At 61.4% G+C, this 20626-nt stretch carries 16 protein-coding genes; 6 read left to right on the plus strand and 10 right to left on the minus strand.

Annotated features, from left to right (window positions below; translation table 11 throughout):
* Positions 1 to 34 precede the first annotated feature (34 nt).
* The 3 genes from fabG to CH293_RS06065 are packed head-to-tail and all read right to left on the minus strand — an operon-like array spanning position 35 to position 3194.
* Positions 35 to 763 carry a 3-oxoacyl-ACP reductase FabG gene (fabG, locus tag CH293_RS06055; RefSeq protein ID WP_037112976.1) on the minus strand — a complete coding sequence of 243 codons (729 nt, stop codon included), beginning with the start codon at positions 761 to 763 and terminating at the stop codon, positions 35 to 37.
* A gap of 35 nt (positions 764 to 798) precedes the next feature.
* Complete coding sequence (locus tag CH293_RS06060) at positions 799 to 2019, minus strand: CaiB/BaiF CoA-transferase family protein (protein WP_094719656.1); 1221 nt, start codon at positions 2017 to 2019, stop codon at positions 799 to 801.
* Entirely contained in the window at positions 2016 to 3194 is a 1179-nt protein-coding gene (locus CH293_RS06065) for an acyl-CoA dehydrogenase family protein (protein ID WP_037112975.1), read from the minus strand. Before CH293_RS06065 ends, CH293_RS06060 begins: the two co-directional genes overlap by 4 nt.
* An 86-nt stretch (positions 3195 to 3280) precedes the next feature.
* Between CH293_RS06065 and CH293_RS06070 the strand changes: the two genes are divergently transcribed.
* Positions 3281 to 4174, plus strand: a complete 894-nt coding sequence (locus CH293_RS06070) for a LysR family transcriptional regulator (protein ID WP_094719657.1) — start codon at positions 3281 to 3283, stop codon at positions 4172 to 4174.
* An 11-nt stretch (positions 4175 to 4185) separates the two neighbouring features.
* On the opposite strand, the gene CH293_RS06075 is transcribed toward CH293_RS06070, so the two are convergent.
* Positions 4186 to 5916, minus strand: coding sequence for a helix-turn-helix domain-containing protein (locus tag CH293_RS06075; protein WP_176459925.1), 1731 nt, complete (start codon positions 5914 to 5916; stop codon positions 4186 to 4188).
* 223 nt (positions 5917 to 6139) lie between these two features.
* Here CH293_RS06075 and CH293_RS06080 point away from each other — a divergent pair, with 223 nt between their 5' ends.
* From CH293_RS06080 to CH293_RS06100, 5 genes are all read left to right on the plus strand, one after another.
* The gene (locus tag CH293_RS06080; RefSeq protein ID WP_094719659.1) at positions 6140 to 7771 is read left to right on the plus strand and encodes an NAD(P)/FAD-dependent oxidoreductase; all 1632 of its coding nucleotides are present in this window, start codon (positions 6140 to 6142) and stop codon (positions 7769 to 7771) included.
* A 93-nt stretch (positions 7772 to 7864) separates the two neighbouring features.
* Complete coding sequence (locus CH293_RS06085) at positions 7865 to 9235, plus strand: NAD-dependent succinate-semialdehyde dehydrogenase (protein ID WP_094719676.1); 1371 nt, start codon at positions 7865 to 7867, stop codon at positions 9233 to 9235.
* A gap of 38 nt (positions 9236 to 9273) precedes the next feature.
* Positions 9274 to 10323 (plus strand): 2,3-butanediol dehydrogenase, encoded by a 1050-nt coding sequence (locus CH293_RS06090; RefSeq protein ID WP_037112969.1) that lies wholly within the window; start codon positions 9274 to 9276, stop codon positions 10321 to 10323.
* A 44-nt stretch (positions 10324 to 10367) separates the two neighbouring features.
* A complete protein-coding gene (locus CH293_RS06095; RefSeq protein ID WP_037112967.1) occupies positions 10368 to 11141 on the plus strand; it encodes an SDR family oxidoreductase in 774 nt (257 codons plus the stop codon).
* Between the two features lie 28 nt (positions 11142 to 11169).
* On the plus strand, positions 11170 to 12237 hold the full coding sequence (locus CH293_RS06100) for an LLM class flavin-dependent oxidoreductase (RefSeq protein ID WP_094719677.1): 1068 nt from the start codon (positions 11170 to 11172) through the stop codon (positions 12235 to 12237).
* Between the two features lie 122 nt (positions 12238 to 12359).
* Here CH293_RS06100 and CH293_RS06105 read toward each other — a convergent pair whose 3' ends face one another.
* The 6 genes from CH293_RS06105 to CH293_RS06130 are packed head-to-tail and all read right to left on the minus strand — an operon-like array spanning position 12360 to position 20586.
* A complete protein-coding gene (locus CH293_RS06105) occupies positions 12360 to 13295 on the minus strand; it encodes a D-2-hydroxyacid dehydrogenase (RefSeq protein WP_094719660.1) in 936 nt (311 codons plus the stop codon).
* Positions 13292 to 15442: a family 10 glycosylhydrolase gene (locus CH293_RS06110; RefSeq protein ID WP_176459926.1), complete on the minus strand. Its 2151-nt coding sequence runs from the start codon at positions 15440 to 15442 to the stop codon at positions 13292 to 13294. The genes CH293_RS06105 and CH293_RS06110 overlap by 4 nt, the downstream gene beginning before the upstream one ends.
* 58 nt (positions 15443 to 15500) lie before the next feature.
* The gene (locus tag CH293_RS06115; RefSeq protein WP_094719662.1) at positions 15501 to 16352 is read right to left on the minus strand and encodes an ATP-binding cassette domain-containing protein; all 852 of its coding nucleotides are present in this window, start codon (positions 16350 to 16352) and stop codon (positions 15501 to 15503) included.
* Positions 16349 to 18106: a dipeptide/oligopeptide/nickel ABC transporter permease/ATP-binding protein gene (locus CH293_RS06120; protein ID WP_094719663.1), complete on the minus strand. Its 1758-nt coding sequence runs from the start codon at positions 18104 to 18106 to the stop codon at positions 16349 to 16351. The genes CH293_RS06115 and CH293_RS06120 overlap by 4 nt, the downstream gene beginning before the upstream one ends.
* On the minus strand, positions 18099 to 19046 hold the full coding sequence (locus CH293_RS06125; protein WP_037112963.1) for an ABC transporter permease: 948 nt from the start codon (positions 19044 to 19046) through the stop codon (positions 18099 to 18101). Before CH293_RS06125 ends, CH293_RS06120 begins: the two co-directional genes overlap by 8 nt.
* Positions 19047 to 19074: 28 nt before the next feature.
* Positions 19075 to 20586, minus strand: coding sequence for an ABC transporter substrate-binding protein (locus CH293_RS06130; RefSeq protein WP_037112961.1), 1512 nt, complete (start codon positions 20584 to 20586; stop codon positions 19075 to 19077).
* Positions 20587 to 20626 lie beyond the last annotated feature (40 nt).

Here is a 20626-nt window from a genome sequence, read left to right on the forward strand (position 1 = left end):
GAGGCAGGATCGGATACCGAAGTTCCGTGCACTGCTACATGTAGCGTCCGCCGGTGACCTCGGAGACCGTCCCGGTCATGTACGACGACAGGTCGGACGCGTAGAAGAGGGCAACAGACGCAACCTCGCGTGGATCTCCTGCGCGCTGCATCGGAATTTCCGTCATCTTCTGATCCCACGCCTTCTGCGGCATCGCTTCGGTCATTGCAGTCTTGATCAAACCGGGTTGAACGACGTTGACCCGAACACCCAGGTGCGCCACCTCTTTAGCCGCAGCTTTCGAGAGGCCGACGATGCCGGCTTTCGCCGCCGAGTAGTTGCTCTGACCGATGAAACCCACCTTCGCCGAGATCGAGGACAGGTTGATGATCGACCCTCCACCGCTCTCACGCATGACACCCGCCGCGATTCGCGTACCGTTCCAGCATCCCTTGAGATGCACGTCGATGACCTGATCGAACTGATCTTCGGTCATCTTCCGCATGGTTGCGTCACGAGTGATGCCTGCGTTGTTGACCATGATGTCGATCGACCCGAAGGCAGACACGGCAGTATCGACCAACGCCTGCACGTCCTCGGCCGAGGTCACATTGCAGCGAACGCCGACCGCGTCTGTAGGCAGAGCGTCAGCAGCCTCCTTGGCCTTCGCTTCGTCGAGGTCACCGATGACGATCTTGGCGCCGTTCTCGGCAAACAATGTCGCGATCGCCAGCCCGATACCCTGGGCTCCGCCCGTGATGACCGCTGTACGTCCTGAAATCATGAGAAGTCCTTTTTCCGTAGCTGGGTGAACAAGCGTCAGCGCGTGGGCGCCGCGTCCAATGCGGAGCTGTCGAACGCTGAGCTCTGTGCTGCGACCCCGTCACGCAGCAGAGCATCGGGATCCTGCCCGGCTTCGATCAGCAACGTGCGAGTGTGCTGTCCGAGCGCAGGAACATCACCCATCGGAGCTTCGAAATCTTCGAAGGTGCTCGGAGGCAGGAGAGCTCGCGCCGTGGCGTGTTCGGTGTTCACGGTGCGCCACCGATCTCGCTCGACGAGTTGAGGGTGATCGACAACCTGCGCCATCTGTTTGACCTGCGCTGCCGGTATCCCGGCTGCGGCCAGCTTTGCGTCGAGGGCTTCGGTGGTGAACGTCGCCGTTCGTTCGGCGACGACGGAGTCGCACTCGCCTCGGTTTCGGACGCGCAGAACATTGGTGGCGAAGCGCGGATCGTCGGCCATTTCCGGGATATCGAGGACGCTGTTCACCAACGTCTGCCATCCACGGTCGTTCTGCACACCGATCAAGATTTGTCCGTCGCGCGTCGGATACCTGTCGTACGGTGCGATGGATATGTGGCTCACACCCATGCGGGGCGGCTGCACTCCGGTGTACATCTGGGTGTACATCGCGTGCCCCAGCCACTCGACAGTCGAGTCGAGCATCGACACGTCGATAGTGGCGCCCTCTCCTGTTCTACCGCGACGCAGAAGGGCGGCCAGAACCGATTGTGCGCAGTACATCCCGGTCGCGATATCAGCCGTGGGGATACCGGTTTTCGCAGGTTCGTCGGGGGTGCCGGTGATGGAGATCAGACCGGATTCGGCCTGAATCAACATGTCGTAGGACTTGCGGTCACGCATCGGCCCGCCGTTGCCGAAGCCGGACATGTTCACGACGACCAACTCAGGCCGAGCTGCCCGCAGCTCATCGGCGCCGAAACCGAGTCGTGCTGCGGCACCCGGAGCAAGATTCTGAATGAACACGTCTGCGGTGCCGATCAGTTCGTGCACCACCGCACGTCCCTGCGGAGACTTGAGATCGATTGCGAGAGATTCCTTGCCGCGGTTGAGCCAGACGAAATGAGCGGCCGTCCCGTGGACCGCATGGTCGTAGCCCCGTGCCAGATCCCCTCCGTCGGTGCGCTCGATCTTGATCACCCGCGCGCCGAGGTCGGCAAGGTTTCTCGTCGCAAGTGGTGCGGCGACGGCCTGTTCGATCGCTACGACAGTGAAACCTTCGAGTGGTGCGTTCATTTGGTGCGCTTCTGTTCCGCGCGGATCAGCCCTCCGCCAACGATCAGGCGCTGGATTTCACTGGTGCCTTCGTACAAGCGCAGCAGCCGGACATCGCGGTAGATACGCTCGACGGGGACCTCGCGCATATATCCTGCACCGCCGTGGATCTGGACCGCGAGATCGGCTACCTTGCCGACCATTTCGGTGCAGAAGAGTTTGACGGCAGAGGGGGCGATGCGTCGGTCTGTTTCCTCGACCCAAGCCCGCGCTGCTTCCCGAACCATGGCGCGGCCGGCCATGACCCCTGCCTGCTGGTCGGCGATCATTGCTTGAACCAATTGAAAGCTTCCGATCGGCTCTCCGCCTTGCGTCGACGCCGCAGCGTAGGACACCGATTCGTCGAGCGCCCGTTGAGCTTGACCAACAGCCAACGCCGCAATGTGCACTCGCCCGCGCGCCAACGACGTCATGGCCGCTTTGTACCCGATGTCGCCGTTGCCGCCGACAAGCGAGTCGGCCTCGACCCTCACGTCGGTGAACGTCACGTCCGCAGTTCCGGATCCCTGCTGGCCCATCTTGGCGTCCTTCACCCCGACGGTGATTCCCGGAGTGTCGGCAGGGACGAGGAACACGGCGATACCGTTACCGCTCTCAGGTTTCGGATCCACCTTGGCGAATACGACGAACATATCGGCAATCGGGGCGTTGGTGATGTACCGCTTGTTGCCGTTGATCACCCAGCCCGAGCCGTCGACCTTGGCTGTCGTCCTCAGTCCAGCAGGATTCGATCCGGCACCGTCCTCGGTCAGAGCGAAGGAAGCGACGATGTCACCTGCTGCCATACCCGGCAGCCACTTCGCCTTCTGCTCCTCGGTACCGAAACCGACGAGAACCTGCCCAGCAATCCCGTTGTTGGTACCGAACATCGACCTCAGGGCCAGCGACGTGTAGCCGAGCTCCATCGCGACTTCGACATCCTGAATCAGATTGAGACCCAGTCCGCCCCATTCCTGCGGAATAGCGAACCCGAACAGGCCCATCTCCGCGGATTGTGTCCGCACATCCGCCGGGATTGCGTCTTCGTTCATGATTTCGAGTTCACGTGGCACGACGCGTGAGCGAACGAAGTGCGAGATCTGCTTCAGTACGTCGGCGAAGACGTCGTCGGGTACATCGGGATTCAGCGTGTCCATGTACTCACTATCGTGGCGCACATTACAATCAGTCAAATACTTAATTGGTACTTCTGTTATACAGAATCAGAAATAAAGGAGAAGGCATGGATGTCGAACAGCTGCGAGCGTTCCTCGCGGTCGCCGAGGAACTCCATTTCGGTCGGGCGGCGGCACGCTTGCACGTCGCGCAACCACCGTTGAGTCGCACCATCAAACAGCTCGAAAAGCACCTCGACGCCACGCTGTTCGATCGAAACACCCGATCGGTTCGGTTGACCGCGAGCGGGCAGGCCCTCATAGGGCCCGCCCGAGCTGTCCTGGAAGCGATGCGGTCTGCGGAAGACGCGGTCAAGTCGGCCGACGGCGGTGAAACCGGGCGAGTCAAGATCGCATTCGCCGGAGTGTCGACACATCGGATGGTTGCGCGGCTGGCACGAGTCGTCCGATCGCAGCATCCGGGCCTCGAGTTGGAGCTCTCCAGTCAGAACTTCGCGCAGCCGGCGATGAAACGGCTGCTCAACGGGGATACGGATATCGCGCTGGGCAGGTGGGACGTCATTCCGTCGGGCATCGAGTCCGAGATCGTCCTACGCGATCACCTGGTGGTGGCGTTCGCAGACACCCACCCACTTGCGGACGCCAGACACGTGCGCATCGACCGGTTGGCGACCGAGCAGTTCGTGTCACTCCCCCTGCACGAAGGGTCGGTTCTCCCCGATCGACTACGACGCCTCGCCGACGCTCACGGGTTCGTCGCGGATGTAGTGCAGATTGCGCCCGATACCCAGACCGCGCTGGCCTTGGTCGCGGCCGAGGTCGGGTGCCACCTCACCTTGGCCTCGGTGGCGGACAACGTGACCGACCCACACGTGGTCTTCGTTCCACTGGACGACACGACGGCGGACGTGGACATGAGAGCCGCGTGGCGGCGTGACAACACCAATCCCGCTCTGCGGGTAATTCTCCGCAACGTCGTCGGACTCGACGGCCCCGAGTGACCCCCGAAAGGTCAGAGGGATCCTTCACCCTCGTCGAGCCCCAATTGACGCACTCGTCGGTACAACGTCGTCCGGCCGATTCCGAGCAGCTCCGCGGCGAGCGACTTGTTTCCGCCGGCCCGGTCGAGCGCTTCGATGATAGCCACGCGTTCAGCCGATTCCATCATGGTCAGCTTTCGACGTGCAGGCGCTCGCTGTAGATGCTCCGGTAAGTGTGTTCGCTCGATGACGGACGTAGGAACCTCGGACGCCAAGGTCGTCAGTACATCGGTGAGTTCCGCGATGTTCCCGGGCCACTCGGCCTGCATCAACGACTGCAGCGCCGTGGGCGACATAGAGTGCCGACGGGTGGTGTCCACCCGATCGAGCACACTGCGCACGAGTCCAGGAATTCGATCCGGCGTATCGACGAGAGGCCGGATATGCACGTCGACGCCCCACTCCTCGACCAGATTCTTGATTGCGGGCGTGGACGACTCCATCGACACGGTGAACGTCAGCACACTCTTCCGGCCCAGTGTCACGGCCTCTCGATGAGCGGCCACAAGCGACGCGATTGCATCGGTGTCGTCGTCGTCCGTGATCGACTCCAGCCGCCGGACCAGGACGTCACGACCACCGGCCAGAAGGTCCGAAATCGCCGACCACGGTGTATCCGTGCCCGAGGCAAGAAGTACGACCTCGAGGTCCCCGATCAGCCCACGATCGTTTCGCAGGGTGAGCGCTTCGGTGGCACGGCCCGACCCTGCAGGACCGGCGACGACTGCAACTGCAGCCCGTGTATCGGCCGCTTCGCCGGAACGGGGCGCAGCGTTCGATGAAGACACCGTCCCGCCCGCTGGACGTTCGTCCGTCGGAATCGGAGCGAAATGCAGCACGTAGTAATCGCGTGCCCCCTCCACCACCCGCCTGGCAGCCACGGCAACCGTTCCGGATTCGATCTCCCAGTGAGCAGTACTTCTGGTGGACCAGTCGTGTTCGCTCAGCCGATCCCACAGAAGAACATGGGAATCCACACTGACGTACGGGAGCCCCGGCGTGTTCGCGAGGAGTGACTCACGGTCCATGATGACCGTCGGACGACGCGAATTTGCATAGCGCATGAAGGACATTGCCAGCGCCAGGTCTTGTGGCCTGGCCGCAGCTTTGAGTCGTTCTTCGATCTGCTGGCCGATCTCTTTCGTGAGAGTGAGCATCAGCGAACTCGCAACGTCGAGGGGGCCACCGAGCGATACCGACCCGATCACCAGACCGGACGGCGTGTAGACCGGCACCGCGGCGCATGCCAGGACAGCCAGGGACTCGTTGAAGTGTTGGCTGCCTTCGATGTAGACCGCACGGCCCTCCACCATCGAAGTGCCGAGGCCGTTGGTCCCGATCGTGTTCTCGGAGTAATCGAAACCCTCCGCAGCATTCACCCGATCCAGCTTGCGTCGAAGTCCCCGGTCGCTGGCCCGGCGGGCCACGATGCTGCCCGCTCGGTCACTCAGAAACAGTGTCGTCCCCGTGTTCGACAGCTGGTCCTGCCAGCGGTCGAGCACAGGGTCTGCCGCTCGACGCAGAATCGAATCCGCATCGATCTCGTCGTACTTCTGAGACGGCAGCATGCTGTCTGCACTGCTACCGATCGAGCGTCTCCAACTCCGCAGAATGAGCTCCGGCACCACACCCTCGTCCGGCACGCCGGCCAGCAAACCGGCACGCATCAGGTGCCGTTTCGCCTCGCGAACCACATCACTCATCGCCATCTCCAGCATCTTCTTTTCAGACTGTCAATCATCCCTGAGCATCAAAAGACGTCGCAATCCGTATCCGATTATGTTCACACATGCATAACTGCTGTTCAAAGGGCCCGAACCACGGTGTTCCACATTGGCACACCCCACTGCTATGTGCGCCACTTCACCATTGTGGACAGAGAACGTGAACTACACCACAAAGGCCGTAGGCCGGAGGAGCTATCACATGACGACACACCAACCCGACCAGATCCGCGAGATCGACGCGCTCGTCGTCGGGTGCGGTTTCGGTGGCATCTACATGTTGTACAAGCTGCGCCGAGAACTCGGATTGAACGCAGTCGCCATCGACAAGGCCGGCGGAGTCGGCGGAACGTGGTTCTGGAACAAGTATCCAGGTGCCTTGTCGGATTCCGAAGGATTCGTCTACCAGTACTCGTTCGATCGCGATCTGTACGACCAGACCACTTGGAACACGAAGTTCGTTCGTCAGCCACAGATCCTCGAGTACCTGAACGGTGTCGTCGATCGATACTCGCTGCGCGAAGACATCCAGCTGGAAACCACGATGACGTCCGCGAGCTTCGATGAGGTCGCCGGCATCTGGACCGTGACCACCGACCGCGGAGTCACATTCAAGGCGCGTTACCTCGTCAATGGTCTCGGCTTGCTGTCGGCAACCAATGTCCCGAATTTCCCCGGTGTCGAGAACTTCGAGGGACGATTGGTTCACACCGGCGCGTGGCCCGAGGATCTCGACCTCACCGGCAAGCGCGTGGGTGTCATCGGAAACGGTTCTACCGGAGGCCAGGTCATCACGGCCGTCGCGCCGATCGCGGGTCACCTCACCTCCTTCCAGCGCACTCCTCAGTACAGCGTTCCCGCAGGCAACCGCGTGCTGTCGAACGAGGAGCTGGCCAGCCAGAAGGAAAACTTCGAAGCCAACTGGGACCAGGTCCGCAACTCGAGCGTCGCAATGGGATTCGTCGAGAGCGAAATCGAAACCTTCAGCGTCTCGGCCGAAGAACGCGAGAGCATCTTCCAGCGCGCCTGGGACGAAGGCGGCGGCTTCCGCTTCATGTTCGAGACCTTCAGTGACATCGCCACCAATGTCGATGCAAACGAAGAGGCTGCAAAGTTCATTCGTGCGAAAATCGCCGAGATCGTCAAGGATCCCGAGACGGCTCGCAAGCTGACGCCCACCGACCTCTACGCCCGCCGTCCGTTGTGCGACTCGGGCCTCTACGAGACGTTCAACCGCGACAACGTGTCGCTCGTTCATGTCGGCGAAAACCCCATTCGCGAGCTGACTGCCGAGGGCATCGTCACCGAGGACGGAGAACTGCACAAGATCGACGTTCTGATCTGCGCAACCGGATTCGACGCCGTCGACGGCAACTACGTCAAGGTCGATATTCGAGGCCGCGACAACGAAAGCCTGAAGGAGCACTGGCAGGACGGTCCGACGAGCTACCTGGGTATGGCCACGACCGGCTTCCCGAACATGTTCATGATCCTCGGCCCGAACGGTCCTTTCACGAACCTGCCGCCGTCGATCGAGACCCAGGTCGAGTGGATCTCGGACACGATCAAGAACATCGAGGAGAACTCGACCGGTTGGATCGAGGCCAAGCCGAACATCGAAACCGAATGGACAGAGATCTGCTCCGACATCGCCGAGCAGACGCTGTTCCCCAAGGCTGCCTCGTGGATTTTCGGCGCCAACATCCCCGGTAAGAAGCGCACGGTCATGTTCTACCTCGGTGGAATCAAGGAATACCGTTCCGTTCTCGACAACGAGAAGGCTTCGGGTTACCCGAGCTTCCTCACCCAATCCGACGTGTTGAAGCCCGCCTGAGTCGAACGTCGAACTGAACACCGCACACATCACGCCGGCCGGCTGAGCTTTCTCGTCTCGCCCGGCCGGCGTCCTGCTACGAAAGACGTGCTGATGAGCAAATACGCAACTACCGACCCCACTACCGGTACCGTCGTGGCGAAGTTCGAGACGTTGTCGGACGAGCAGGCAATGGAGTCGCTGTCCGCCGCCGACAACGCTTACCGAGACTGGCGCACCACCGAGGTGGCCGATCGCGCAGCAGTTCTCCAGCGTGTCGCCGATCTGCATCGCGAACGCGAAACAGAACTCGCCGAACTGATGACGCTCGAGATGGGCAAGCCCATCGCGCAGGCCCGCGGCGAGGTCAAGCTCTCCGCATCGATCTTCGAGTACTACGCCACCAAGGGCCAGGAGCTGCTCGCAGACGAGGAACTCGACGTCGCCGGCTCCGGGCGAGCGCTGGTACGCACCGCGCCCATCGGAGCCCTCGTCGGCATCATGCCCTGGAACTTCCCTTACTACCAGGTCGCACGATTCGTCGCCCCGAACCTGCTGCTGGGCAACACGATCCTGCTCAAGCACGCCAGCAACTGTCCGCAGCAGGCTCTCGCGATCGAGGCCATGCTGCGCGATGCCGGCAGCCCGGACGGGGTGTACAGGAACATCTTCGCCTCCAGCGACCAAATTGCCGACCTCATCGCCGATCCCAGGATTCAGGGCGTCTCGCTCACTGGTTCGGAGCGAGCAGGCAGCATCATCGGCCAGCTGGCGGGCAAACACATGAAGAAGGCCGTACTCGAACTCGGTGGATCGGACCCGTTCATCGTGCTCGCCGGTGCCGACCTGGGCGATGCTGTCGCCGCGGCCGTACCAGGTCGGTTCGGCAACGCCGGTCAGGCATGCACCTCGTCCAAGCGCATGATCGTCGACGCGTCGGTGTGGGACGAATTCCTCGACGGTTTCGTGTCGGCAGCCGAGTCCTGGACCATGGGCGACCCGACGGACGCTGCAACGCGGCTGGGACCGATGTCCTCCGTCAGCGGACGTGACGAGATTGCCGAACAGGTCGCCGACGCGGTGGCCAAGGGCGCCACGGTGCACCTGGGTGGAACCGTGCCCGACGGTGACGGGGCCTACTACCCTGCGACCGTGCTTTCCGGAGTCACTCCGGACATGAGGGCTTACCGCGAGGAGCTCTTCGGACCGGTCGCAGTGTTGCACAAAGTCGAGTCGACCGACGCTGCAATCGATCTCGCGAACGATTCCCCCTTCGGTCTCGGAAGCGCCGTCTTCACCACCGACGACGCCGAGGCCTCGTACGTGACCGATCGTCTCGATGTCGGCATGGTGGGCATCAACACCACCATCAAGAGTGCACCCGACATGCCGTTCGGCGGAGTGAAAACATCCGGCATCGGACGCGAACTCGGGCGATTCGGTCTCGACGAGTTCGCGAACAAAAAGCTCGTCCGCACTCTCTGACACAACCCTCGACCGATTCCCATACAAGGAGAACGAACATGCGCGCAGCTGTCTACTACGGTAACCACAAGGTAGAGATCGAGGATGTCCCCGAGCCCAATCCAGGGCCAGGGCAGGTGAAGGTGCGCGTCGCTCGAAACGGCATCTGCGGTACCGATCTGCACGAATTCTACGACGGCCCGATCTTCATTCCACCGTCCGATCCGCACCCGCTGACCAACAAAGCGATGCCGTTGATCCTCGGACACGAGTTCTCCGGGACCGTCACCGCTGTCGGAGCCGGCGTCGATGATGTCGCGGAGGGCGATTCCGTTGCCATCGAGCCGATCTACCGGTGCGGTGAATGCCGACCATGCCTGAACGGCCAGTACAACCTCTGCAAGAAGATCGGTTTTCACGGACTGATGGCGGACGGCGGCATGGCCGAGTACACCGTCGTTCCGCGAAACCAGATCCACAAGCTCCCCGACAGCATTCCGGTCGAAATGGGCGCTCTCGTCGAACCGCTCTCGGTTGCGTACCACGCAGCAGTACTCGGCGAGGTCGGCGACCAGAGTCGCGCACTCATCTACGGCGCAGGCCCGATCGGAATCGGTATCTGGTTCGCACTCCGCGGAATGGGCCTCACCGAGATCGACGTGGTCGAGCCATCCGAGACGAGGCGCAAGTCCATCGAGGCGCTCGGTGCACGCACCCTCGACCCGATGTCGGTCGACGTTCCGGCCCTGATCGCCGACCGAACGAACGGTGACGGCGTCGACGCTGCATTCGATGCCGCAGGCGTCGCGCCTGCAATCGATTCCGCGTTGAACTGCGTCGGTGAGCGTCGCCCGCTGATCAGTGTTGCCATCTACGACAAGCCGCTCTCGACACCCCTGATCAACCTCGTTCTGCAGGAGCGACGCATCCAGGGAACCATCTGCTACACCAGCGACGACTACCGCGCAGTCATCGATCTGATGGCCAAGGGCCACTACGACACCACCGGATGGGTCGACACCATCGCCCTCGGTGACGTGGTCAACGGTGGGTTCGAAGAACTTCGAGCCGGGCGCAAGATGAAGTTGCTGGTCGATCCGACGGCCTGACCTGCACTTCTGCACTACTCCCCAACCAAATTCAGGAGACGACTATGACAGTCGCACACATCACCGGATCGGCACGCGGAATCGGCCGATCGATCGCCCTACGCCTCGCACAGGACGGCCACGACATCGCCTTGTCCGACCTACCGTCGATGTCCGAGGAACTGGAAAAAACACGTGGCGAGGTTGCTTCCCACGGCGTTCGGACCATTGCTCTCACCGGCGACGTCAGTGATCATGCATCGGTTCGCGCGCTCATGACCGACACCGCCGAGCAACTCGGCTCGCTCGACGTGATCGTCGCCAACGCCGGAATCGCACAGACCAAGGCACTGCTCGACGTCACACCCGAGGAGTACGACAAGGTCCACGCAGTCAACGGCCGTGGAATGTTCCTCTGCTACACCGAAGCTGCCCGCGTGATGATCGCGCAGGGCACCGGCGGGAAGATCATCGGCGCATCGTCGATTGCAGGACACAAGGGATTCCCGCTCCTCGGTGTGTACAGCTCGTCCAAATTCGGAGTACGAGCACTGACTCAAGCAGCAGCGCAGGAATGGGCTGAGCACGGTATCACCGTCAATGCGTACTGCCCCGGCATCGTCGACACCAACATGTGGGTCGAGGTCGACCGCGATCTCGGCGCGATCAACGGCGTCGGCAAGGGCGAATCGATGAAGGCGATGGCCGCAGGAATCACCCTCGGTCGCGTATCCACCGGCGAGGATGTCGCAGCATACGTGTCCTACTTGGCCGGACCCGACTCGAACTACATGACCGGCCAGGCCGCCCTGATCGACGGCGGCATGCTTTTCGTTTGATGTTCGCTTTACTCAACGTGGAGGAATGATGAACTCGCTCGACCCGTCTGCATCGAAGTACCAAGTTCCGACGTTCGGTTTGTGGTACGACTTCCGCAACCCACAGCGGTGGCGTCGCCCCCTCGGCTCTCTCTATCGAGAATCGGTGGATCAGGTCGTCTGGGCCGAATCGCTCGGTTTCGGATCTGCGTGGTTGAGCGAGCATCATTTCGCCGAGGACGACTACGCAGCGTCTCCCCTGGTCGTTGCTGCCGCCATCGGTGCCCGCACGACAACCATGCGTATCGGCACCAACATCATCGTTGCCGGACTGCATGAACCCATTCGCCTCGCCGAGGATGCCGCCGCACTGTCTTTCCTCACCGACAATCGCTTCGAACTGGGTCTCGGACTCGGCTACCACGAGAAAGAGTTCGCGGCGTTCGGTCGGAAGGTCAAGCAGCGTCCCAGTCTGCTCGAAGACGCCATCGCAGTCATTCGACACGCGTGGTCTGGATCCGGTGAAGCGTACGAGGGAAAGCGGTTCTCGGTCCCTGCGCTTCCGATAACCCCTTTGCCCGAAGTGGCCCCGCGCCTCCTGATCGGCGCCCAATCGCCCATTGGCATCGACCGGGCTGCGCGCCTCGCCGATGGCGTGATCACCCTGCAGAATGCGCATTTCACGAACTACCAAGAATCGATCACCAAGCACGGCAAGAACCTGGACGACGCGCGTATCTACGCCAGTCAATGGGCCGTCGTGGCCGAGGATCCCGAGCGCGAGTGGGCAAGAATCGGGGAGCACGCGCTCTATCAGATGAACAAGTACATCGAATGGGGTTCGTTCGAAGGACCCGATCAGCCCTCATCGTTCGACAATCCGCAGCACCTGTTGGACGCCGGCGCATACAAACTCATGGATGCATCCATGGCTGTCGATGAATTGGTCGGTATGGCAACGGAATTCCCCCAAATCCGCGACTTCCACTACTGGGCTCAGCTTCCCGGCGAGTCGGTCGAATCGGGTTCAGCGCGCATTCAATACATCGCCGACAAGGTCATACCGGACGTCACTCGCAAACTGACCCGCGCTCCGGCGGAGTCAGTGTCGAGTTGACCCGGATCCAGACCTCGACACCAGCGGGAATTGGATTCTGAATAGATCGCGGGCCAGTGCGAATACAATCGCACTGGCCCGCTATTCTCGTCCAGCCGTCACAGCCCTACCGCAAGCGTGAGTCAGTACCCCTTGCCTGCATCCACGATGTTGCGAAGCTTCTCTCCGGAGAAATAGCGCGTGGCGTTGTCGACCAAGATCTCGATACCTCGCCGCACTGTCCCGTCCGAGGTAGCTCCGTTGTGTGGAGTGACGATTACATTCGGCATGAGCCACAGCGGAGAGTCGACCGGCAGAGGTTCCACGCGGTGCGCATCCAGACCCGCCCCAGCGAGCCGGCCGTCCGACAACCTGCTGACGAGGGCGTCTTCATCGATGATTCCACCTCTGGAGACACAGATGACGAACGCGTGTGCCGGTAACGAATCCAGAACAGTAGCGTCGACCAATCCCGCTGTCGCCGGAGTAGCCGGCGCTGCGACCACGAGGAAGTCCGCATCGGCGACCACAGAAGCGAGACGATCCGACGTTTCGAGGCGCGTCACGTACGGAATCGAATCGTGCGGACTCCGTGTCACTCCTACGACCGTCATGTCGAATGCAGCCGCTCGCCGCGCGAGTTCCTTACCTGCTGCGCCCATTCCGATCACCACGACAGTTCGACCGGCCAGTTCTCCGTGCAGGAAACGGTCCCAGCTTCGCTCTTGTTGTGCTCGAATCCATCTCGTGCAATCTCGGTTCAACATCATCATGAGCATCATCGAATGCTCGGCGAGCGCGACACCACCGTTTCCCGCAGCCGACGTCACGGTGACACCGCGCGAGTTCAGCGATCCGATGTCGAATCCGTCGACACCCGCGGTAGCGGTGTGCACCCAGTCGAGTCGAGGAAACAGATGAAATTCCAACGGTTCGACCACGTTCACGATCGCTTCGACCTGATCGGGCGGCGAGCTGATATCTGCCGCCACGTCGACGAACTCCACCGGCGCGTCACCTGCGACGGCACGAACTCTCGCCTCCACCTCGCCGGTGCACGAGACGAACACCGCAGTCATGACTCGACACCCGCCAAGGCTCCTCGCACGAGCGGACTCGTCCACGCGACTTCGACGACCTCCAGCAGATCGACTCCGGGCACGTCGAAGGTGACCCGGCCGTCAACTGCGTCGACAGACGTGAACCCGGGCTCTGTCAATGTTCTGACCGACGCGGTTGAAGTATCGGCAGGAAGCGCAATCGAGATTGTCTGAGTTCCGATCGGTGTCGAAGAACGCAACTGTCCTCGCATGGCTTTCGGGTTGTCCAGGTTCACGATGGACACCGCAACGCCTTCGTCGGACGATCGAACAGCAATGTCCACCAAACCCTGTCCGACCACAGTCACCGGTTCGTCACCGTCGAGCAGCCATCGAACCAGACCACCGATGAGTTCCCCGTGGTCCACTTGCAGTGCCTCCCAGAACAGAGCAGGAAGGTCGAACGCCACGAACGCAGTCCGGCCGCCGTTGTCGTGCTCACCGAGCACTACTGCTGGATCTCGTGGCGCTTCTCGCGGATACACCTCCTCCATCGGGAGATCTGGAAAATCGGGAATGAAGCGGAACGGCACCGACGTCCACGACTCTGCCTCCACCGGAACGATCGATGTCCCGCCCAGAATCCTTTCCGTCCCTGCGAATGCCGTCGCCGAAGGGTGAGTCGGATCGACGATGGCGGCGTAATTGTTCTGCACCCCAAGTCGAATGTCACCGGTGACTCGCACACCGAGCAATCCAGCGAGACCGTTCGCGGTTCCATCACTGTCGAGTACTGCTTCGGAGTCCGCCAGCAGGCGCCCGCCGGCGTCCAGGAAGTCGCCTAGTACCGCTATGTGATCCACCGACAGGTCAACGCTGCCGGGCACCACGACTACCGTGAACTGGTGAATGCGACGGTCCGTCAGCGCATCTCCGTCGATGTATTCGAACGGGATGCGGGCCTCCAACAATGCCTGGCACAGGCCGTCTTCGGACGAATCCTCGCTCATGTAGCCACCGGTGGGTGAGTCGGCACCGGCAGGCGTGATCGCGTCGAAGATCGCGACCCGCGCGGTCGGCGTCTTCGTGCCGTACAACGCCTCGGCCTTCTCGTGTAGTCCGAACGCATGGGCAATGGGTTCGACCCACCGTGCGTCCGGCACTCGTGCGTTGAACTTCGTGAACCACGGGGTCGCCCCGTGAACGAATCCGTCGACGATCCAAGCCTGCAATTCCGCACCGGAGGCGACCGAGTCCTTCCAACGGTGTTGATGATTCTCCGGTCCCACAGAGCTGATCAGGCTCACGGGTCGATCCGGAAAGACTCCGCGAGCGCGCTTACCCACTCGGCCGGCGGCCCAGATTGCCTCTCTCGGAGACCTACCCTGCTTGTCGATGAAGAATGCCGGGTACATTCCTTTCACCAACTCCGAGTTCAGATCCCGAACCATCCGAGCACCACGGTTAGGAATGAAACTACTACGAGGATTCACGCTTCGGGTCGCCTCGTCCCACGCGACGATTTGCCGACTGAGTTGGTCCGAGCGCCACGCGAAGTATTCTGCCCATGCCCGTGTACTTCGATCCGCGCCGACGGGCAGCTGATTTCCCGTCGCGTCGAAGTAGAGCTTGCGAGCCCCCTCACTGTACGAGATCGACGAACTTCCCTCCCACCGGTTTGCAAAGACTGCATCGACGTCGTACTCCCGCACGATCTCGCGGGTGATATCGACAATGAATTCGCTGTAGTAGGTGCTGAAAGGACACGTCAGCCAGATGTCAGGGTATGCCCAGTGCTCCATGGCATTTCCCTCTTCGTCCCGGGCGATCCATTCAGGATGCGCTTCGGCCGCGTCCGCATGCACAGCGTGCGGGTCTATACGGGCCATGACATTCATGTCCAGACGTCGTGCATCCTCGTTCACCATGCCGAACAGGTCCATGTCGCCGAGAAACTTGCTCGTGTAATGAAACGGAATCTTCGACGGGTAGTACGCAACGTAACCGCCTGCACTTATGCACGCGCCGGTCGATCGCGTCCGAGTCATGACGTCCACCCAGAATTCCCGATCGAAGTGCAGAGGATCGTCTTCGACGAAAGTAAGTTGGGTCCACCGACGAGCACGGCGGTACCACATCCGGGCTTCCTCGCTCGTTGTCTCACGACCCGCAGCAGTGATGCTCAAGATTCCTCCTGGTTGTATTTCTGAAGCCTGATGGCCGGATTCCGAGCCGGCGAGACTCTCACGTCGCGGAACCGACAGCTGTCGACTGTGCTTTCGACTGGCGTCCTCGGTCGAGCCACGCCGTCCGCCGACGGCGCTGAGTCTGAGGGTCGGCAACAGGCGAAGCAAGGAGCAGTCGGGACGTGTAGTCATGTTGGGGCCGTTCGGTAACCGCCCGCGTGTCGCCCTGCTCGACGATGTTTCCCCGATACATCACCGCGACGCGGTGGCTGATGTGGCGGACGACTGCAAGATCGTGCGAGATGAACAGATAACCGACGCCGGTTCGTCGTTGAATGTCGATCAGCAACTCGAGAATCACGGCCTGCGTCGTGAGATCGAGCGCCGACACCGGTTCGTCGCAGACGATGAGCTTCGGTCTCAGCGCCAGCGCACGCGCAATTGCGACTCGTTGACGTTGCCCGCCGCTGAACTCACGCGGCAACCTGCCCCCCGAGTCCTTCGGCAGGCAGACGCTGTCGAGCAGGTCGCTCACGCGGGTCGCCGCTTCGCGGCGTTGAAGACCCTGGGCAATCAACGGTTCAGCCAACGTGTCCGCGATCGTCAGAGACGGACTGAGCGAAGTGTAGGGGTCTTGAAAGATCACCTGCACCGACTTGGCGTGCTCTCGACGTGCACGCGCGTTCATCGAGGCTCGAACCAGTTTGCCTTCCACCGAGACAGTTCCACCCGAAGATGGAACAAGGCCCAGTACCGCCCGACCGATGGTCGTCTTCCCCGAACCCGACTCGCCCACCAACCCCAGCGTCTCACCTGCACGAACCGACAGGTCGACGCCGTGCACGATCTCCGTGGCTCTACGGCCACGCCCGTAGCTGATCTGGAGCCCATCGATTTCCAGCAAACTCACAGCGTGGCTCCTGTCTGATTGTCCATCTGACGTACTACGTCGGCGTCGAGAATTGCGTCCAGCAGCGCACGCGTCTTGGGGTGTTGCGGCGCGTCGAACACGGTCTGCGTCACGCCCTCCTCGACGATCACTCCCGCGTCCATGACCGCAACCCGGTCGCACAGATCGGCCACCACGCCGAAATTGTGAGTCACCAACACGATCGCCATGCCCCGCTCCTCCTGCAGCTGTCGCAAGAGCTCGAGGATCTCTGCCTGAACCGTGACGTCCAGAGCTGTAGTCGGCTCGTCGGCGATCAGTAGTTCCGGCTCCGGAGCGATCGCTCCCGCGATCAGGACTCGTTGCGCCATGCCACCCGATATCTCATGGGGATACGCATCGAATGTTTTTCGAGGATCGACTATTCCGACACGATCGAGTAATTCGAGCGCATACGTTTTCGCATCCGCTCGTGAGCGATCCGAACTCGCCCTGATGCCTTCGACCAATTGCTGACCGACGGTGAAGGAGGGGTCGAGGTTACTACGCGGCTCCTGGGCGATATACGCCACCGACCGCCCCAGGACCGACGCGCGATCCTGCGACCGGGGCTCCGAGCGCAGTCGCAGATCAAGGGTTCCGCCGGCAATCCGGGCTCCTGCCGGCAGCAGGTCCAGAATCGCGAACGCCGTCTGAGACTTCCCGGATCCCGACTCGCCGATCAAGCCGAGCACTTCTCCCTTGGAGACGCTCAACGAGGCGTCGTGCACAACCCGCTTCCATCCAGTGACAGTGCGGTACTCGACCACGAGACCCTCGAGGGTCATGACCGGCTCGTCTCCGGTCGACTTCGAGATGTTCACCGACAGCTTGGAATGTCCCTCGGCTGACGGGACTCGCGTCTTGCTGCCTTCGAGTGTGTCTCGAATGCTGTTGCCCAACATGACCAAGGCCGACACCACGACGGCAAGTGCAATTCCCGGCCATACAAGTTGAAGTGGTGCGCGATAGATGTTCGTGAATGCTTCGAGGAGCATCCCACCCCAGCTCGGTGCACCCGCATCACCCAAGCCCAGAAACTCGAGGCCGGCCTGAAGAGAAATCGCCACTCCTGCCGCGAACGCTGCCTGCACCACGATCGGGCCCCGCACCGAGTACAGAACGTGCCTGGAGACAATTCGCAGGTCACTGAGGCCTGATACGCGTGCAGCATCGACGTAGTACTCCTTACGCACCGACATCGTCAGTGCGCGTACCAGCCTGAAGAAGTTGGGAGCCAACAAGATCCCGAGTGCGACCATGGCAACACGCTGATTGGATCCGACCGTCGCGTACAGCGTGATGAGGACGATGATTCCAGGGACCGCGATGAGTACGTTCGCGATCCAGGATCCGATCCAGTCAGCTGCGCGTCCGTAGTATCCGGCCAGTAGACCTGTGACCACACCGAGGACTACGGCAACGGTCGTCGCAATCACAGCGGCCATCACAGTCGCTCGAGCCGAGTACAACAACCGACTCAGAATGTCCCGCCCACTGCGATCACCGCCGAGCAGATATTCGGCACTCGGAAGCGAGTTGGTGAGTCGTAGCTGCGTTCCGTCCGGATCGAAGGGCGCCATCAGTGGCGCGAAAATCGCGACGAGAACAACTACGAGAAGAACGACTGCCGATCCAACGGCGACCGGCCGTCGTGCAAGGTCACGCATGACCCCGGGCTTCGGCGCGCTGGGCTCCGCGCTTGTCGGAGGCAAGACTGCCGGGTTGTCAGACATCGATGCGAACCTTCGGATTCAGGACACCCTGCAGGATGTCGACCAACAGATTGACGAACACCACTACGAGAACCGTGAAAGCAACGGTGCCCATGACTACCGGAATGTCACCTCGGAGGGCGGCGCTACTGGCCAGAACTCCGATACCGGGTAGTGCGAAGACTCTTTCGATGATGATGACGCCACCGAGCATTCCGATCAGCTGCAGAGACAGAACAGTCAGGGCCGGGCCCGCAGCATTGCGCAGAGCATGCCGATAGAAGATCGAGCGCGGCGAAATACCTCGGCTGCGAAGTGTGCGAATGTAATCCAGACGCAGCACGTCGAGCATGGATCCGCGGATCTGCTGAGAAACGGCACCGATTCCGCCGATTGCGAGCGCAAGCGCCGGCAGCGTGGCTGTACCCAACCATCCCCACACCGACTCACTCAGCGGGACATAACCGGTGGGAGGAAAAACCTTCGGCATCGGGATGGCGATAAGAAGTACCAACACGAGCGCAATCCAATAGCTGGGCAACGCAAAGCCGACTACCGACACCATTTGTACTGCGCTGTCGACCTTCCCACCACGGCGCGCCGCCAACACTCCGGCAGCCACGCTGACGATGACAATGAGCAACATCGCGAACACCACGAGGGACACGGTCACGGGGACGCGGGTAGCGAGCGCTCCCCACACCTGTTCCCCCGTGAAGTAGCTGCTTCCGAGGTCACCCCCAAGTGCCGAGGTGAGCCAGTCGAAATACTGAATCGGGAGGGCCCGGTCGAGCCCGAGTTCTGATTGTTTGGCGGCAATCTGGTCGGCGGTCGCATTCTCGCCGAGGATGTTCGCTGCGATGTTCGAGCCACTTGCGAACACCATCGCGAAGGTAATTGCGGTGACGATGAGGACGAGAGCTACTCCCGTCGCAATTCGTCGCGCTACGAAGGAGAGCATGTGCAAACCCCTGACTGAGTGATGGTCGTCATCGGGCGGAGCGCCCGTAGTTTTGAATCGGCAGAATATTGAGCCCCGTCTGAGGCACGACGTCGACAGAGCCGATATGCCCGATGAGCATCGATGAGTTGTACAGCGGCGCGTACCAGGCGTTGTCGAACAGGTAACGGCCGACTTCCTCTTCAGCAGTCTCGCGCTCGTCCGGTTTTGCGAAACGTACTGCGTCCAGAAGTGCATCGAGCTCAGGAGTCTCGGTGCCGAATGGATTCATCGGTGCATCCGGGAAGACATGACGGGTGAAATCCATCCAAGGTGCGTCCTGGGTGAACCGATACGGGGACGCCGCATAGCTGCGCTCGTAGAGAAGGCTGTTCACCTGATCGGCCGGGACAGCATCGAATCGAGCGGAGATACCTATCTGGGACAACGAATCTCTGATCACCGGCTCGAGGTACGAAATGACACCCACCGACGGCATCGTGAGCCTGAATCCGTCTGCATACCCGGCCTCGGCCATCAGTGCACGGGCCCGGTCGGGGTCATACGTGTACTCAGAACCGTCGACGTAGGCAGACGCAGTCTCTTGAAACACCTGGCTGTTCGGTTCGACCGTATCGAGCATCAGGTATTGCGCGATCTCGCTTCGATTGAACGACATGTTGATCGCTTGTCGCACCCGCGGATCGGCCAGCGCAGGAGACACGTCTCCTCCTCTGTCGAGCAACAAAAGCCCCTCCCACGAGGAGGACTGGAGGGTGACGTCGAAGCCGAGCGTCTCCATTTCAGCGGTGGACTGGGCGTCGATGACAGTGGCATCGACCTGCCCTGATCGCAGTGCGTTGATCCTCGCCGTCGGGTCGAGCAAGATCTTGAGCACGATTTCGTCGTAGGGCCACGCTTCGGGGTTCCAGTACGACGGGTTTCTCACGTAGGTGTATTCGACTCCGACAACGGTCCGCGCTGCATCCAGGGTGTATGCACCCGATTCTGCAGGTTCCAGAGCCAGATTGGGGTTTCCGAACTCCGCCGGATTGGCGACCGCGCCCGCTGCAGACGACAACGCGTACACGAGGCCGGGATCCGGCTCTGTCATCGTCAACACGACCTCGAGATCGGTCGGAGCCTCGATGGAGTCGACGTCCGCGAGGTAGACCGCGTCGGGGCCACCACCGTTGCGAAATCTGTCCATGCTCTGGACGACGCTCGCGCCGGTGATCGGCGTGCCGTCGGCAAACAAGAGTCCCTCTCGTAGAGTGAGAGTCAGAATCGTCGACGTGTCGTCGTAGGAGAAGTCCGCCATGTTCGGAACGATCTCGCCGTCGGGAGCTCTCAGCAAGAGCGTGTCGTATACAGGCGCCCAGAACTGCACCGCTGTGCCAGGACTACTTTTCAGACCTGTCGGATCGAACGAGCCGGACTCGGCGGTAACCCCGACAGTCAGACGCGAGTCGTCGGAATCCCCGCCGGTTCGGTCCGGTGCGCCGCACGCCGCCAAGGCCACGGCACAGGCGACGGCGAGTGCGATTTTCCGTATTGACATTGAGCACCTCTATGGGAGTGTGACTTGATCCACTCACTGA

Source organism: Rhodococcus sp. 14-2470-1b, assembly GCF_002259415.1.
Classification (GTDB): domain Bacteria; phylum Actinomycetota; class Actinomycetes; order Mycobacteriales; family Mycobacteriaceae; genus Rhodococcoides.